Annotated in this window: 14 protein-coding genes and 1 riboswitch; of the genes, 11 read left to right on the top strand and 3 right to left on the bottom strand. The window is 36.2% G+C overall.

Translation table 11 applies throughout. The features are described 5' to 3' along the window. Positions 1 to 151 precede the first annotated feature (151 nt). Complete coding sequence (locus FH508_RS21350) at positions 152 to 1,516, top strand: HAMP domain-containing sensor histidine kinase (protein ID WP_173478870.1); 1,365 nt, start codon at positions 152 to 154, stop codon at positions 1,514 to 1,516. 6 nt (positions 1,517 to 1,522) lie between these two features. Further along, on the top strand, positions 1,523 to 2,209 hold the full coding sequence (locus FH508_RS21345; protein WP_139860115.1) for a response regulator transcription factor: 687 nt from the start codon (positions 1,523 to 1,525) through the stop codon (positions 2,207 to 2,209). 51 nt (positions 2,210 to 2,260) lie between these two features. Here the strand turns inward: FH508_RS21345 and FH508_RS21340 are convergent, their stop codons facing one another. Next, positions 2,261 to 2,824, bottom strand: coding sequence for a YdhK family protein (locus FH508_RS21340; protein ID WP_139860117.1), 564 nt, complete (start codon positions 2,822 to 2,824; stop codon positions 2,261 to 2,263). Positions 2,825 to 3,001: 177 nt separating this feature from the next. Beyond that, a riboswitch (cobalamin riboswitch) is annotated at positions 3,002 to 3,198 on the top strand. A gap of 146 nt (positions 3,199 to 3,344) precedes the next feature. On the opposite strand from FH508_RS21340, the gene FH508_RS21335 reads away from it, so the two are divergent. The 5 genes from FH508_RS21335 (at position 3,345) to FH508_RS21315 (ending at position 8,434) form a co-directional block, all read left to right on the top strand. Next, on the top strand, positions 3,345 to 4,391 hold the full coding sequence (locus FH508_RS21335; RefSeq protein WP_139860119.1) for a FecCD family ABC transporter permease: 1,047 nt from the start codon (positions 3,345 to 3,347) through the stop codon (positions 4,389 to 4,391). 5 nt (positions 4,392 to 4,396) lie between these two features. Continuing rightward, complete coding sequence (locus FH508_RS21330; RefSeq protein ID WP_173478869.1) at positions 4,397 to 5,179, top strand: heme ABC transporter ATP-binding protein; 783 nt, start codon at positions 4,397 to 4,399, stop codon at positions 5,177 to 5,179. Positions 5,180 to 5,280: 101 nt separating this feature from the next. Then, entirely contained in the window at positions 5,281 to 5,451 is a 171-nt protein-coding gene (locus tag FH508_RS21325) for a hypothetical protein (RefSeq protein ID WP_173478868.1), read from the top strand. 71 nt (positions 5,452 to 5,522) lie between these two features. Then, the gene (locus FH508_RS21320) at positions 5,523 to 6,692 is read left to right on the top strand and encodes an endonuclease Q family protein (RefSeq protein ID WP_173478867.1); all 1,170 of its coding nucleotides are present in this window, start codon (positions 5,523 to 5,525) and stop codon (positions 6,690 to 6,692) included. A gap of 113 nt (positions 6,693 to 6,805) precedes the next feature. After that, entirely contained in the window at positions 6,806 to 8,434 is a 1,629-nt protein-coding gene (locus FH508_RS21315) for an S-layer homology domain-containing protein (protein WP_173478866.1), read from the top strand. Between the two features lie 145 nt (positions 8,435 to 8,579). Here the strand turns inward: FH508_RS21315 and FH508_RS21310 are convergent, their stop codons facing one another. After that, positions 8,580 to 8,867, bottom strand: a complete 288-nt coding sequence (locus FH508_RS21310) for a DUF2653 family protein (protein WP_173478865.1) — start codon at positions 8,865 to 8,867, stop codon at positions 8,580 to 8,582. After that, the gene (locus FH508_RS21305; protein WP_173478864.1) at positions 8,855 to 9,328 is read right to left on the bottom strand and encodes a hypothetical protein; all 474 of its coding nucleotides are present in this window, start codon (positions 9,326 to 9,328) and stop codon (positions 8,855 to 8,857) included. The genes FH508_RS21310 and FH508_RS21305 overlap by 13 nt, the downstream gene beginning before the upstream one ends. Before the next feature lie 186 nt (positions 9,329 to 9,514). On the opposite strand from FH508_RS21305, the gene FH508_RS21300 reads away from it, so the two are divergent. The 4 genes from FH508_RS21300 (at position 9,515) to FH508_RS21285 (ending at position 15,641) form a co-directional block, all read left to right on the top strand. Further along, positions 9,515 to 10,528, top strand: a complete 1,014-nt coding sequence (locus FH508_RS21300) for a YdcF family protein (protein ID WP_173478863.1) — start codon at positions 9,515 to 9,517, stop codon at positions 10,526 to 10,528. A 73-nt stretch (positions 10,529 to 10,601) separates the two neighbouring features. After that, entirely contained in the window at positions 10,602 to 11,888 is a 1,287-nt protein-coding gene (locus tag FH508_RS21295) for an SEL1-like repeat protein (protein WP_173478862.1), read from the top strand. A 663-nt stretch (positions 11,889 to 12,551) separates the two neighbouring features. Next, positions 12,552 to 13,841 carry a globin-coupled sensor protein gene (locus FH508_RS21290; protein WP_173478861.1) on the top strand — a complete coding sequence of 430 codons (1,290 nt, stop codon included), beginning with the start codon at positions 12,552 to 12,554 and terminating at the stop codon, positions 13,839 to 13,841. Positions 13,842 to 14,252: 411 nt separating this feature from the next. Next, positions 14,253 to 15,641: a protoporphyrinogen oxidase gene (locus tag FH508_RS21285; RefSeq protein WP_139859589.1), complete on the top strand. Its 1,389-nt coding sequence runs from the start codon at positions 14,253 to 14,255 to the stop codon at positions 15,639 to 15,641. Positions 15,642 to 15,753: the final 112 nt, after the last annotated feature.

Genomic DNA, 15,753 nt, shown 5'->3' with positions numbered 1-15,753 from the left:
GAATTGTGTGAGTGCCTGACACGTCTTCCCGACATGATGAAAAATTCATGAGCGAGAAGTTTTTATTTTATAATATTGATAAAAGTATCTTTCTTCTGCATAAAATCTTCACACTTGGACGTTATCATTTTGAAATATAGGTGGTTAAGGCATGAAAAAACTTTCATTAAAGCTTGGGATTATTTTTTTTATTACATTGTTTTGCATAGAAACATTTATGATGTTTTTTTTACATGTATCATTAACTAATTCGCGTGTGGAAGAGGAATTAACAAACTTACAGACAACTGGAAATTCACATCGAACGATATTAGAGCAAAATTTCGATGAAGAAACGCTATCACATATTTTAATAATGGAATCAAGAGAAAATACAGACGTTGTGATAACAGACAACGCTGGAACAATTTTAGCTGCTTCTTCTGCACACCCCGAAGTACAAGTTTATTTAAAGAAGCTCGAGGGTAGTGTGCCTTATAATGGGCGTGTATTGGAGAACAATTGGCAAGATGAAAAATATATTGCCACAATTAGTCCTATCCTAAAACAGCAAAAAACGATTGGTTATGTCTTTATGTTTCAAAATACAGATTCCATTCATGCGTTAATGGAACGATTAAACAAACATTTTCTAATTGTCGGCCTCGTTTCAGGATTGGTGACCATTGCCGTTATTATTGTGCTATCGCGAAAATTAGCCCAACCTTTGATGGCTATGAAGGAAGCGACATTGAAAATGAATAAAGGGGATTTTACTGTCGCCCTTTCAACTAATGGCAAAGATGAACTTAGTGATCTTGCCAATGCTATTCAACAGTTATCCGATGATTTAAATCATTTAAGAGAAGAAAGAAAGGAATTTTTAGCTAGTATTGCTCATGAGCTAAGAACACCCATTACCTTTATAAAGGGCTATACAGATATTCTTTACAAACGAGATTTAACGGAGCAGGATCGTCAAAAATATTTAGGCATTATTATTGAAGAAACGAATCGGCTCTCAAGGTTAATTAAAGACTTATTTGATTTAGCAAAAATGGATGAAAATGCGTTTGTCATTAACAAAGAATGTCTTCATTTGGATGACCTAGTGGCAAGTATAGAGGTGAAGCTACGGCCTGCATTTCAGGAAAAACGAATCCACTTTTTTGTTCAATGTGATGAGGGATTAACATTAATGGCGGATGCAGTAAGACTAGAACAAATTGTTTTGAATTTGTTAAATAATGCTTTAGCTTATTGCTCTTCAGGAGATTCAACGTTCTTTATAGTAAAAAGAGACAATAACTTATTAAAAATAATTGTGAAAGATACTGGAAAGGGGATACCGAAGAAGGAATTACCTTATATTTTTGAACGCTTTTATAGAGTTGAAAAATCTCGTGCGCGTGCATACGGCGGTTTGGGATTAGGTCTTGCTATTGTGAAAGAGCTTGTCCATGCACACGGAGGCGAAGTGACCGTTGTTAGTGAAGAAAACAAAGGGACTACTTTTGAATTATTATTTAAGGGGTAGGAACGAGTGAAAACATTATTATTAATTGACGATGAACCAAGAATGTTAGAGTTACTAACGCTTTATTTAGAACCTTCTTTTTATTGCATTGCCATGTCCACGGTGAAAGATGCTTTAGACTATTTAGAAGAGCATCATGTAGATTTAGTACTGTTAGATATTATGATGCCTGATATAGACGGTTGGCAAGCATGTCAGGAAATAAGGAAGTTTTGGGATGTGCCGATCATTATGCTAACAGCAAAAGCGGAACAGGTTGATATTATAAGAGGCTTAAATATGGGGGCAGACGACTACATGTTAAAGCCTTTCGATGAGGAGGAGTTATTAGCACGTATACATGCAGTTTTAAGAAGAACAAAAACAGAAGAAACAGTAGTTGTTTTTGAAGGGCTACGATTAAATAAAGAATCCGTTGAATTGTCTTTTCACCAAGAGGATATTCTTTTAACGCCAAAAGAATTTGCCATGATAGCGTTATTTCTTGAATATCAAAATAAAGTTTTTTCAAGAGAACATTTAATTAATACTGTCTGGGGATATAATGTAACAATTGAAGATCGAACAATTGATTCACATGTGCGTAATTTACGGGATAAACTACGGAAAAGTGGCTTTCCTGTAGATGATTATTTACTGACAGTATGGGGAATCGGCTATAAATGGCATAAGCTAGCTGACAAAAAATATTAGACAAATAATTAGCAACAACCTCTGAAGGAATAACCGTCAGAGGTTGATTTTTTATTTGGACGCTAGTTCGTCTTCTGTAACCCATTTATGATTTTTCATTTCTTCCCCTGTAGTTGTTGAAGGGTAATCAATCATATAAACGGTTGTTTGGACTGCTTCATCAATGTGAACAGTGGCATTTTCCATGCCTTTCATATGCGATGCAGTTGTTTTAACTTCTGTGCCTGGAGCCAACGGGGCATCACCAGGATCTATTAATTCCTCATGTATAACCCATTTATGATTTTCTATTTTCTTTCCTCCAGTAGTCGGTTCATAGGAAACAATATAGGCTGTTGTATCATATGCCCCAACAATCGTTGCCTCTGCTCCTTCCATCCCAGACATATGTCCTTCCGTAATAACAGCAGTAGTGCCTACTGGAAATTTAGGATTTTCAGCAGTTTTTAAAGTAGAAGGAACATCACCAGAGCTTGAATGATCCATCTCTTCGCCATGATCCATTACTTCACTATTAGCAGGTTGTGACTCGACTGTATCCTCAGAGCAAGCCGAAAGTATTAGTAAAGTGATTGCCGCCATGAAACCGAGAAATAAATTTCTTTTGAATATCATATGAATTTCCTCCTTACTATTTATTGTTTTTAATGTAACAAGTAAATGTGCAGAAATTATGGATAAGGTTTTCTACGAAAATTTATATGTATGAAGTTGAAAAGAGGAAAGATTGATTCCTAGATGAAAGAAGCTATAGACTAGCATAATTATGTATGATAGAATCGTCATAATTTTAAAATTTCAGATACTATTGGTGTGACACTTGTTAATGAGTGCCACTTAAAAGGGAAGTCGGTGTAAGTCCGACGCTGTCCCGCAACTGTAACGAGGAGTTCTATGATGTAGTAGCCACTGTGCTTTAAGGAATGGGAAGGCAATCATAGTTACGTAGAATCGAAGCCAGGAGACCTGCCAATTAGTTTTACCTGTAATGCCCACGAGGATGCAAGCAATTACGGACAATTGATGGATACTTCTCCAACTTTGTTTAACCTAGGGTATTTCTATGCATTATTGCGTAGAATACCCTTTTTTATTGCTTCGTATTTATCATGATTGATAAGGAGTTAATAAACAAATGAACAAAAAATTTATGTACTTTTCATTGATCCTTCTTTTAGTGCTGATAGCTTCTATGACAGCTGCTATTATGATTGGATCTGTGTCAATTACACCGCTACATGTCTGGAAGGTTATTTTCTCGAAAATTCCAATTTTCCCAAATACGATAGAGCCTGATTGGAGTCGCTCACAGGAGATTATTATATGGCAAATACGTGTCCCACGTGTCATACTTGCCGCCATTGTTGGAGCAGGCTTAGCTATTGCTGGCGCGGCTGTGCAAGCACTTGTCCGTAATTCAATTGCGGATCCTTATATTTTAGGTATTTCTTCAGGAGCGACAGTCGGAGCTACGGCTGTCATTATTTTAGGTGCTTTTTCATTTTTAGGTATCTACGCACTTTCAGTAGCAGCCTTTTTAGGTTCCTTTATAGCGATTGTGTTGGTATTTTTCTTATCACGTGTAGGGGGACGTATTTCTATTTTCCGTTTGCTGTTAGCGGGGATGGCGGTATCATTTATATTGTCTGCAACTTCCAATTTTATGTTAATGATGTCCAAGGAAGAGGGCGGTATAAAAGCCGTTATGTATTGGATGCTAGGAAGTCTTGCAGGCGCAAAATGGAGTAATGTATTCATTCCGGCCATTATATTTTTCATCGTCTTTAGTTTGCTCTGGCTACATTATCGAAATTTAAATTTATTATTACTTGGAGAAGAAGCGGCAGTCACGTTAGGTGTTAATCTTCAACAATTTCGAATTCAACTGATACTACTTGTATCATTACTAACAGGTGTGCTTGTTGCAGTAAGTGGTTCCATTGGGTTTGTTGGCTTAATCATTCCACATATTGTGCGCTTAATTGTAGGATCTAATTATAAATACGTGATCCCTATTAGTGCATTATTAGGAGGGATTTTCTTAGTGTGGGCGGATGCGATTGCGCGAGTATTAATCGCACCAGAGGAAATGCCTATTGGAATCATTACTGCCTTTTGTGGCGGACCGTTTTTCATTTGGCTACTACGCCGTAACAATTATTCATTTGGTGAAGGAGATTAAAGGCTATGACATTAGAGGCGAAGCATGTATCATTCTCCATTCATGATCAGCGCATATTAGATGAAGTAAGCATTCAAATAAAAGAAAAGCAATTTGTCGGTTTAATTGGTCCTAATGGTAGTGGAAAGTCCACACTATTAAAAAATATGTATCGTTTATTAAAGCCTGAAAGTGGAACAGTTTTATTAAATGAGGAAGATATTTTTAAGCAATCAAGTAGAGTGATTGCAAAAAGATTAGCCGTTGTGAGTCAAGAAACACCTGTGTTATTTGATTTTAAAGTGAGAGATTTGGTGAGCATGGGAAGAACGCCACATAAGAAGCTTTTTGAGATGGACGACAAGGAAGACTATAAAATTGTCAAAGAGGCATTGGCGCAAACAGGTATTACCCATTTAGAGACGCGCAGCTTTAGCTCCCTTTCTGGAGGGGAAAAAAAGAGAGTAATGGTCGCTCGTGCATTAGCACAACAGGCGCAAGTGCTTATATTAGACGAGCCAACAAATCACTTAGATATTCAGCATCAATTACAATTAATGGACTTAATTCAAACACTTCATTTAACTGTTGTCGCTGCTTTACATGATTTAAATATGGCAGCTATGTATTGTGATCAGATTTATGTTTTACAACAAGGAAGTATTGTTCATTACGGCACACCAGAGGAAGTATTAACGCCTAAACTATTGCGTGATGTTTTTGGCGTTTACGCCGATATTCAAACACACCCACTGACAGGCAAACCTTATTTAACTTATGTATCAGATCAATTCACGAAAACTACATAAGTGCCAGTCACCGAAACAATTCAGAGGATTTTTGCAATTTAATTTTTGTATAGTTGTGAGATATTCGGGGAACGTTACTTTTGAAAGGATGCGTGACGAATATGGATGAGATTAAATTTGCACAATTAGATGACACACAGCTAGAAAAAATTAATGAGCTAGAAAAGAAAATTGGCGTTACTTTAATTGCTTATGATGCAGCGACGACGCCAAACCAAGGTTCAGGTTCATACGAGACGGATAATGGCACACATCAAAACCATCCATCTTAAATCATGAAAATGCCTTGCAGCAATGTAAGGTTTTTTTTATTTTATAATGAAACAAAAAAGGAGCTGTATACATGTTTCACGACTATTATACGGATTTACATATTCACATTGGTCGAACGATGAGTGGGCGGGCAGTAAAGATTACAGGAAGTAAAACTTTAACATTATCGCGCATTTTAGAGATGGCAAGTGCAAAAAAAGGGCTCGATATAATTGGTATTATAGACTGTCATTCGCCAGAGGTGCTTGCTGAGATGACGATGATGATACAACGAGGTGAACTAGAAGAGCTAACAGAAGGGGGACTTCGTTTTCAAGAAACGACGCTTATTCCAGGCTCGGAAATTGAAATTTATGATAGTAACTGTCAGGGCCCGATTCATGTGTTAGCTTATTTTCCAACTATCGAAGTGATGGCGGATTTTTCGAATTGGATGAAAGGCTTCATGAAAAATATTCATTTAAGTTCACAACGTATTTATTGTGATGGACGCGTACTACAACAAAAAGTTCGGGAATTGGGAGGTCTCTTTATTCCTGCGCATGTTTTTACCCCATTTAAAAGTTTATTTGGAAGAGGCGTTCACAACAGTTTAACGGAAGTATTCGATCCACAGCTTATAGATGCAATAGAACTTGGTTTAAGCTCTGATACCAGCATGGTAAAAAACATTCGAGAAATTCAGCAGTATACATTTGTAACTAATTCTGATGCCCATTCACTTGTTAAAATTGCCCGTGAATATCAAAAATTACGACTAAAAGCAGCTAATTTTAACGAATTAAAGATGGCACTCCATGAACAAGAAGGGCGTGCCGTAGTAGCGAATTATGGGTTAAACCCTTTGCTTGGCAAATATTATCAAACAGTATGCGCTAAATGTGGTGAACAGTTAAACGATGAAGATACCATTTGTAAGTCATGTGGAAGTTCGCAAATTGTAAAAGGTGTTGCAAGTCGAATTATCGAACTATCTGATCCAGATAGTGCTAAACGTGAGAGACCACCGTATATTCATCAAGTACCGCTTGATTTTATACCAGGTTTAGGTCCGAAAATGATGGATAGATTAATTCGTGCATTCGGAACAGAAATGGCAATTCTACATCGTATTACTACCGAGCAGCTTGCAGAAATTGTACCGCTTAAAATTGCTAAAATGATTGATTTAGCAAGAACAGGACAATTAAATATTGCAGTTGGTGGAGGTGGCGTCTACGGAAAGGTTCAGCCTGAATAGGGTAGATCACTAGGAGTATAGAGGGCAATTTCAGGAATTTACTATTATTGTTCCCATTTTTATCCTCAATCTAGTAAACTAGAAATTATTAGATGTGCAGGAGGAGTGGGGATATGCAATTTACAAAGAAATTTCGTTTTTTAGCTGCTAGTGTACTAGCTTTACAGGTAATAGTCCCTGTAGGAGCAAATGCAGAAAATAAGCAAGATGACATTGCGCCAAGCTGGGTCGTACAAGCAGATTATGTAGCACTAGGTGATTCATTGGCACACGGTATGAATGAGGTTGGAGGCATTGGCCTTGGGTATACAGATTTTGTTGCACAAGCATTGCAACAAGAGGGTTTGTTAACTTCGTATAATAAAGGTTTTGCCTATTCAGGCTATACAACGAAAAATGTCTTGGCGGACTTACAAGGTGATGTAGAAAAACCTGTGAACGGGTTTGGTTATACAAATGATCATGCAAAGCTTAGAGCATCGATTCAAGAAGCCGAGCTAGTTACGTTAACGGCTGGTGCAAATGATTTATTACCAATTATAAAGGAAGCAGCTACAACTGGTATAAATACGGCAGCCATTTTAAAGGCATCACAAGAAGCTATACAAAATATAGCCGCCATTTTAGCGGAAATTAAAAAGCTGAATCCGCAAGTACAAATTTACGTGATGGGATACTATAATTCTTTCCCTTATTATAATGAAGAGTTACAGACACAATTTAAAATGCTATTAGGTGTTATGAATGCGTCTATTAAAACAACCGCAGAAAAAGCAGGTGCAATATTTGTGCCGACTTTAGACGTTGTAGCAAAAGATGTACCGACTTATTTGCCAAATCCAGAAAACATTCATTTAAGTGAAGCAGGCTATCTAGCTGTAGCAAATCAAGCATTTTTACCAATTATAAAAGCAAGTCCACTATGGGATGCCTCTTCCGCTATTCAAGTCAATGTTGAAAGTAGTACGGCGGCAAAGGTAAAATGGCAAGCAGCAACAGATAATGAAGGTGTTACGCAATACAATATTTATGTAAATAATAAGCTCTATTCTACAGTCGATGCTGAGCAATTGATGATTACGCTTGATCGTTTAACAGAAAATACGGCCTATTCAGTTGCTATAAAAGCGCTAGACGCGGCTGGTAACGAAAGTGTTCAAAGTCCAACTGCTACATTTACAACAGGTAGTAAAGTCCAATTTCTAGATATAAAAAATCATTGGGCAACGGAGTTTATACAAAAAGCAGCTGAAACAGGCATTTTAAAGGGCTATGCCGATGGAACATTTAGACCTGAACAAAATATAACACGTGCCCAAGCAGCAGCAATGCTCGTTAGAAGCTTAGGTTTAACAACGGAAGACAAAGCTCCATTCATAGATATTGCAAGCTACGATGCAGAAACACAAGCAGAAATTGCAGCAGCTTACGCACATGGGCTTGTGAAAGGGTCTGATGGCAAGTTTAATCCGAGTCAGCCAATTACACGTGCACAATTAGCACTAATGATTAACCGCGCATATGATAAGCAGTTCAATCAAACATATGTTGCGAAGGGGAATATACCATTTAACGATATAGATAGCTATAATGAGGAGACGAAAAAGGCAATAACAATGCTATATGAGCTTGGTATTGTCGTAGGCAATGAAGGGAGATTTTCTCCAGAAGCGCCAACAAAGCGTAGCCATGCGGCTAAAATCTTTGTTACCTTTAGTGAGCTACTAACGAACAAACAATAGAACGATAAGTATGACTTAAAAGAGTTTGTGAGGGCACTGTCATGCCGCTCATATCGTTGAGCATTGCGGCAATAAATTTTACAAAAAAAGCCGTTCAATAAATCGACTAAATGATTTATTGAACGGCTATTCTTTATGTTATAAATTATGATAATTTGGCAATAATGCCTTCTTCATCATCCAATAGTAGCTCAATACCTGTTGAGAAAGGGTCTCCGTGTAGCACATCTTTTATCCATACACGTAAAGCACCAATCATAGCAGCGGTATTTAAAACCTCTATTTGACCATTTGTTTCAACTTCTGCACCGAAGCCTGTTTCATCATCATAAGTTAACTCAACAAGTACATCTTCTGGGCGAAGATTTTTATGATATGCCTGTGATAGGCAGATTGCATTGATAATATCTTGTTCGTTAATTATTTGTGCCATTGTGTAGCTTCCTGTTCTTTACGTTTTTTATCTTTAAACATATTGATAATTTTAACGACAAGCATCACAATAACAACAATTGCAGCAACGTTGATTAATAAGCCTAAAATATTACCTAGCATACCTAGTCCACTAAATAGACTACCGAATAATAGACCAGCTAAACCACCTAGCATTAAGCCTTTCATTAGGCCACCAGAGAAAAAGCCACCTTTTTTCGCAGTAGTATCTGTTTTGTTTGTAGACGTTGTATTATTTTTATTTGTTGTTGCATTATTTTGATCTTTAGAATTATCCTGAGATTTTTGGATATTTGAACTATTGTTATTGTTTGAGAAGCCTTTTTTACCTGACTTATAAGATTTTGCTTCAGCAGTCGGTGTGTCCGATATTAATAATGTTGCACCAACTGACGCAAACATAAGTGTCGCTGCAAAAAGAGCAGCAATAATTTTTTTCATTACTTACATTCCTCCAATATAATTTTATATTTTGTCATAAACTAGTTCTTAATAGTAATTTTACATGAACTATAGTGAAAAATAAAATATTCACTACCTTTAATTTAGGAATTTTGCAATATATGAACAAGTAGTGTCAGCATATTGATGAATGGGGAATAGAAAGGAAGGAAAGGAGTAAATGCAATGCTTCCAACAATGACATTATTGATTTCAGTATTTTTAATGCTATATATTACGGAAAAAAGACGATTCTTTAATGCAGTAGTTTTAGGATTAATTGGTTTAGCTGTATTTGTAGGAATAACAACAAAGTATGAGCTATTTATTAACGAGCAAGGGTTTGTATCCAAGATGGGTATAATGACGTTGTTTGGTATTATCCCAAGTATAATGTTGTTGTTATCCATCGCGATGTTTTTCAATAGCAAAATCCTACTTGAAAAAGAAGGGCGAAGGATACGAAATTTATTATTAGCTGTTTTCGGATTGGCTTTTTTATTAATGATGATCGGATATGTCTTCGTGTTTTTTACCAATATCGAAAATGGATTTTGGCATATTCTTTTCTTCTATGCGTTTTTGATTTTTGCCTATACAGTATTTTTATATACAAGTGTGATGGTCTACGCTATTATTTATCATTTTACGCCAATAACGTATGAGCCTCGTTACATTATTGTGCTCGGATCAGGCCTTATCGGTGACAAAGTACCCCCTCTATTAGCAAGCCGTTTAGACGAAGCTGTTAAGCAATATAAAAAATATGGGGAACGTCCCTTTATTATCGTCTCGGGTGGGCGTGGAAATGATGAAAAAGTTTCAGAAGCATTAGCGATGGAAACATATATAATAGATAAATACCAAATACCGCATCGGAAAATATTAATAGAAGATCAGTCAACAAATACAGAACAGAATTTGGTTTATTCTAAAGCAGTCATGAATGCGCATGCGCAAGGAAGACACTATCGCTCCCTTTTTGTGACGAATAACTTCCATGTATTTCGCGCAAGTATTTATGCAAGAAAGGCAAAGTTAGATGCACAAGGTGTAGGTTCTAAAACAGCGTTATATTATATACCAAATGCTTTTACTCGTGAATTTATCGGGTTATTAGAAATGTACAAATGGGTACATGTAACGGTCTTTTTTGTTATTACTTTATTTATAGGCCTTATGTTAAGAGCATATGTGTAACCATTCTTGAACTGCCTTCCATATAATAGTAGCAAGGCAGTTTTTTTACATAGTGTGCAAGGGGGGAAAACAAATGTATGGGCAATTTTTAGCAAAGCAAAATAAGGAACGAACGGAGTCCTTACAACAGCTAACACAAATACAGAATACGTGGTTTGCACAAAATTTATCTTTACTCATTTTGGATGAAGTACAACTGACGACCTTGCAAAAAATGCTGTATCAAGTTATTCAAGGATTGTTAAGAAAAAAACAACAACGCCATTTGCAAATTGTACATCCAGAGCAAACACAAACAGTACAAGATAATGTTTTAACACTGTTGGCAGAATACGATGATTTATTGCGTGAAGCGATACCACTCCCAATTTATATTTTAATTTGGCAAATTACTTCGTTAGAGAAGTTAGCTTATACAACTGAAGTTGTGGATGATGTGCTTGATATATTGGAATGGTACGTAATCCATCAGGACGAAGAGGTCGAGTTATTAGATGAGGAAGATTTAGATCATGAAGAAATCATTGATTTATACAAAGCAGCAATTGAAGAACAAGATGCAGATGCCCAGTTTGAGCTAGGAGAATATTATAGTACAAACGATGATACACCTTTCCAACCCGAAAAATCGATAAAGTGGTTTGAAATAGCAGCAAAACAAGGTAATGCAAATGCTCAATATGCACTTGGTAACTATTATTTTGAAGGTATTGGTGTAGAGGAAAATTATGATCGAGCTTTCCAACTGTATGAAGCTGCTGCGAAACAGGGGCATGCCGATGCAGCCAATAACTTAGCTGATATGTATTTTAATGGTGAAAGTGTAGCAGAAAATATGGCGCTTGCTAAGAAATGGTTTGATGTCGCTGCATCACAAGGTGTCGCTGAGGCAATGTTTACACTAGGTATTATGCATGAGCAAGGACTAGGAATGGCTATAGATGAGCAGCAGGCATTTAACTTCTATAAAAAAGCGGCTGAGGCAGGCTATGTTGAAGCGGAATACAGACTTGGTGGAATCTATTTAGAAGGCCATTTAGGGCAAATACGCGATGTAAATCGTGGTTTATATTGGTTTGAAAGAGCTGCTGAGCAATACCATGTAGATGCATTTTATGATTTAGGCTTTATTTGGAGCAAAGGGTTAACAGGTATCCGTAATATTGAAAAAGGTATTCATTGGTTTAAGCAAGCGGCACTTCAAGGAGATCCAGAAGCAAAACTACAACTTGGCCATATTTATAATAAAGGCGAAGGCATACCGCGAAATGTTAAAGAGGCAAAGAAATGGTATGGACTTGCTGCAGAAGCAGGCATAGAAGAAGCTTCCAAATTACTTGAGGAGTTAGATGATTTGTAAATCCCATTTGCAGTTATACTAAAATTACCCGTAACGGTTAGCGATAAACTAACCGTTGCGGGATTTTTTTGTTGCAAAGAAAATAATGCTTGTACGATAAATACTGTGCGAAATGGACTGAAAATTAATAAAGAAGGTCAATGATTGTTGTAGGTATTTTAAACTAATGAAAAATAATTTCAATTATAGTTATTTAGAATTGTTTTTAGACTATTTGTTAGGTTAAATGACCTTTGTGAAATGAATAAATGAAAGATGGTGAAAATGCTGATACTTAATTATACTCGTCGTAAATCAAACAATATTCGTAATTTAGTAAAAAGACGATAGAAATAGCTAGCGAAAAATGTTGAAGTAGACTTTTTATCACATTATCATGATGGATAACTTTTTTGTATAGTATTAAATAATATAGTGTTAAATGGTAAAAATAGGTTATAATAAATTGACAATTTTATTTAAAATGTATAATGTAAATGAGTAATTTTAAAATGTAAAATTAATGAATTATTGATTATAATGATGTTATTTTGTTATATTATTTTCTTGTTAAATTATAAGCGGTCGTGGTATTTTTTCGTATATTTATAAATATATTTGGGTAAACGGAAATAGATTATGCTCAGCTCTTCAAAAGAACATGTAAATGAAAGAGGGAAAAGTGTGATTTTTCAAAAACAGAAAAAGGCAATGGCATTAGATTTACAACAATACTCAGTGACAATGGAAGTTCCGAACTCACGAACATTGGTAAAGCAGATTGAAATGTTAAATTTGACCAAAATAGATTTACAATATTTAAAAGCTTTTAAACCATTTGTGGAGGACAACATCAATCAAATCGTCGACCGATTTTATGGAATGATTGGAACTGAGCAAAGTTTAGTAGATATTATTAATAGACATAGTTCTGTAGATAAGTTGAAAGTCACCTTGCGTCGACACATTATTGAAATGTTTAACGGTACAATAGACGAAGAGTTTTATAAAAGACGAGTAAGTATCGCAAAAGTGCATGTACATATCGGGCTTAGAACACAATGGTATATTTGTGCATTCCAGGATTTAGCCATTTCATTTATAGACTTAGTAGAAAAACATGTAGAGCATCCGATGGATCAATTTAACACGATTCGCGCCATCTCTAAAATTTCTAATTTTGAGCAACAGCTTGTATTAGAAGCTTTTGAAAGTACAGTCGAACGTTTAAAGGAAAATGTCGAACGAGAAAAAGAGGCAGTTGAGAAAAAAATTGTGGAATCTTCAGAGGGGCTTGCTGCTATTTCTCAAGAAACAAATGCTTCATTCCATCAATTAAATAATCAATCGCATGAGATTAAGGAATTGGCGAAAAAGTCACTTCAGGTTAGTACGCTCGCCGAAAGTCAGGCGGTTGAAGGTCGAGAACGTTTACAACATCAATCCAAAAATATGTGTAATATTATTCAATCGGTAGATGATATTACCGATAATATTAAGCAATTGACAGATATGTCGAAAGAAATGGAATCGATTATGGATGTTGTAACAAACATTGCAAACCAAACAAATTTATTAGCTTTAAATGCAGCTATCGAAGCAGCTCGTGCTGGAGAGGCGGGGAAAGGCTTTAGTGTTGTAGCAGATGAGGTTCGTAAATTATCAAGTCAAACGAAGGAATCTGTTACATCTGTTGCTAAATTATTGGAAAAAACGACGGAGCGAACGGATAAGCTTGCCCTCACCCTTAGCCATATTCAGGAAGAAGTTGCGTCAGGTGAGGAAAACATGGCCCAAACCGAGGGGCAATTTAATAAAATTTTAGATGCCATGACACAAGCGAAGTGTCAAAATGATCGTATGGAAAAAGAAGTGCAAGCTGTGGCACTCATTCTGAATGAGCTTGGGCTTGCATTTAATGAAGTCACAAATTCTGCAGATAAATTAGCGAGTGTTGCCCAAAACTTAAACTAATTGAAATTATTATTAATGGGAGGACCTTATTAAAATACTTTCAATTAAAATTTAATTTAAAATCCGCTTTGCTTTCCACAGGTAGGATAAGAGCCTTATGAATATTGTGCTCTTGCTTACTTTTACAGAAAGTGAAGCGGATTTTTTTTTTTTTGAGGTGCCTGTCTGTGGAGTGCCAGGCACACAAACAATTCCCCGTATTTGAGGTGTCAGGCACGCAAACAATTCCCGTCTCTGAGGTGTTATCTGAGGTGTCAGGCACGCAAACAATTCGCCGTATCTGAGGTGTCAGGCACGCAAACAATTCCCCGTACTTTATTTTTGCTAAATTTGTAATGGGTTGAACGTAAATGTTTGCGAAAAAAGTTTATACTAATAGGAGATAAATAAAGAAATTAGGGGCGATTCTTCATGGAAACAATAGTTGTATTAGGTGGCGGAATTACTGGTTTATGTACGATGCATTATTTACAACGTCAAGTATTGGAGAAAAAAATAGATGTAAAACTAGTACTAGTTGAAAAAAATGCTTATTTAGGTGGAAAGCTTCACTCTGCGTATGACCAAGGTTTTATAATGGAAACGGGTGCTGATTCAATTGTTGCTCGGCATAAAGGGGTCATGGAGCTAGTGCAGGAGCTTAATTTTGAACAGGAGCTCGTGTACAACGAAACAGGGGTATCTTATATCTATACAAATGATGAATTACATGCAATACCAGCAGATTCAACATTCGGTATCCCTATGAGCTTATCTTCTCTTGAAGCGAGTACACTTGTATCAGACGCTGGTAAGCAAATTGCATTACAGGACTTAACGATGCCAAATAAAGGATTTACTAAAGAAAGCTCAATAGGTGAGTTTTTAACGTATTACTTAGGAGAAGAGCTTGTACAAAATCAAATAGCACCAGTATTAGCAGGCGTATATTCTGGAGACCTACATCAACTTTCAATTGCTTCTACACTGCCGTACTTAATTGATTATAAAAATGATTACGGAAGCATCATTAAGGGGTTTGATGCAAATCGCGAACAATTTATGAAAGCTTCCAATAAAAAATTTATTTCGTTTAAAGAAGGCTTATCATCACTGATTGATCGCCTTGAAGAAACATTAACGGAAGTAGAAATTATTAAAGGTGTAGCAACAACAAGTGTAAAGAAACATGAAGGGCAATATACAATTACTTTGGCTAATAATAGAAAGCTTGAGGCTAATCACGTTGTATTAGCGCTACCGAATGATGCGGTGCAAAGCTTATTACAGGACCCATCATTGGATCGTTACTTTAAAGAATTTACGACAGCTTCTGCCATAACAATTTACTTAGGCTTTGATGTACCAGATGCAGTGTTACCAGCAGATGGAACGGGCTTTATTGTATCGCATAATTCAAATGTGCAATGCAATGCGGCAACGTGGACAAGCCGAAAATGGAAGCATACATCTACTAATAGTAAATTACTTGTACGACTGTTTTATAAGAGCATTAATCCTGCGTACGAAAAATTACGAAAGATGACAGATGAAGAACTAGCAGCTGTCGCATTAGAAGATGTGAAGAAAAGTTTAGGTATTGATGAAAAGCCAACTGTTGTTAATGTTGCAAAGTGGATCGACCAAATGCCGAAATACGATTTAGCACATCATGAAGCATTGAAGGGCTTAACAGCTGAACTTGCAGAAAAGTATCCCAATTTATCGATAGCAGGTTGCTCTTATTTTGGAGTAGGTATTGGTGCTTGTATTCAAAATGGTAAAAAAATAGGCGAAGAGCTTGCAGAAAAACTAGTATAGTAGTGAAATAAATACGAAAATAGGTATTTTTCTGGAGAAATCTCCTTTGTTAAGTGAAATAGTCTTGACTCTATCGCCTGTAAACGATATGATTCTTTTAATTATTTGAAAA

The sequence above is a fragment of the Lysinibacillus sp. CD3-6 genome (assembly GCF_006351725.2).
Lineage (GTDB): Bacteria > Bacillota > Bacilli > Bacillales_A > Planococcaceae > Lysinibacillus.
This window is presented reverse-complemented; position numbering and strand designations above follow the sequence as displayed.

Coding starts and splice junctions, on each gene's coding strand:
- FH508_RS21350 (WP_173478870.1), top strand. CDS start 152: ATGAAAAAACTTTCATTAAAGCTTGGGATTATTTTTTTTATTACATTG.
- FH508_RS21340 (WP_139860117.1), bottom strand. CDS start 2,824: ATGATATTCAAAAGAAATTTATTTCTCGGTTTCATGGCGGCAATCACT.
- FH508_RS21335 (WP_139860119.1), top strand. CDS start 3,345: ATGAACAAAAAATTTATGTACTTTTCATTGATCCTTCTTTTAGTGCTG.
- FH508_RS21330 (WP_173478869.1), top strand. CDS start 4,397: ATGACATTAGAGGCGAAGCATGTATCATTCTCCATTCATGATCAGCGC.
- FH508_RS21325 (WP_173478868.1), top strand. CDS start 5,281: ATGGATGAGATTAAATTTGCACAATTAGATGACACACAGCTAGAAAAA.
- FH508_RS21320 (WP_173478867.1), top strand. CDS start 5,523: ATGTTTCACGACTATTATACGGATTTACATATTCACATTGGTCGAACG.
- FH508_RS21315 (WP_173478866.1), top strand. CDS start 6,806: ATGCAATTTACAAAGAAATTTCGTTTTTTAGCTGCTAGTGTACTAGCT.
- FH508_RS21310 (WP_173478865.1), bottom strand. CDS start 8,867: ATGGCACAAATAATTAACGAACAAGATATTATCAATGCAATCTGCCTA.
- FH508_RS21305 (WP_173478864.1), bottom strand. CDS start 9,328: ATGAAAAAAATTATTGCTGCTCTTTTTGCAGCGACACTTATGTTTGCG.
- FH508_RS21300 (WP_173478863.1), top strand. CDS start 9,515: ATGCTTCCAACAATGACATTATTGATTTCAGTATTTTTAATGCTATAT.
- FH508_RS21295 (WP_173478862.1), top strand. CDS start 10,602: ATGTATGGGCAATTTTTAGCAAAGCAAAATAAGGAACGAACGGAGTCC.
- FH508_RS21285 (WP_139859589.1), top strand. CDS start 14,253: ATGGAAACAATAGTTGTATTAGGTGGCGGAATTACTGGTTTATGTACG.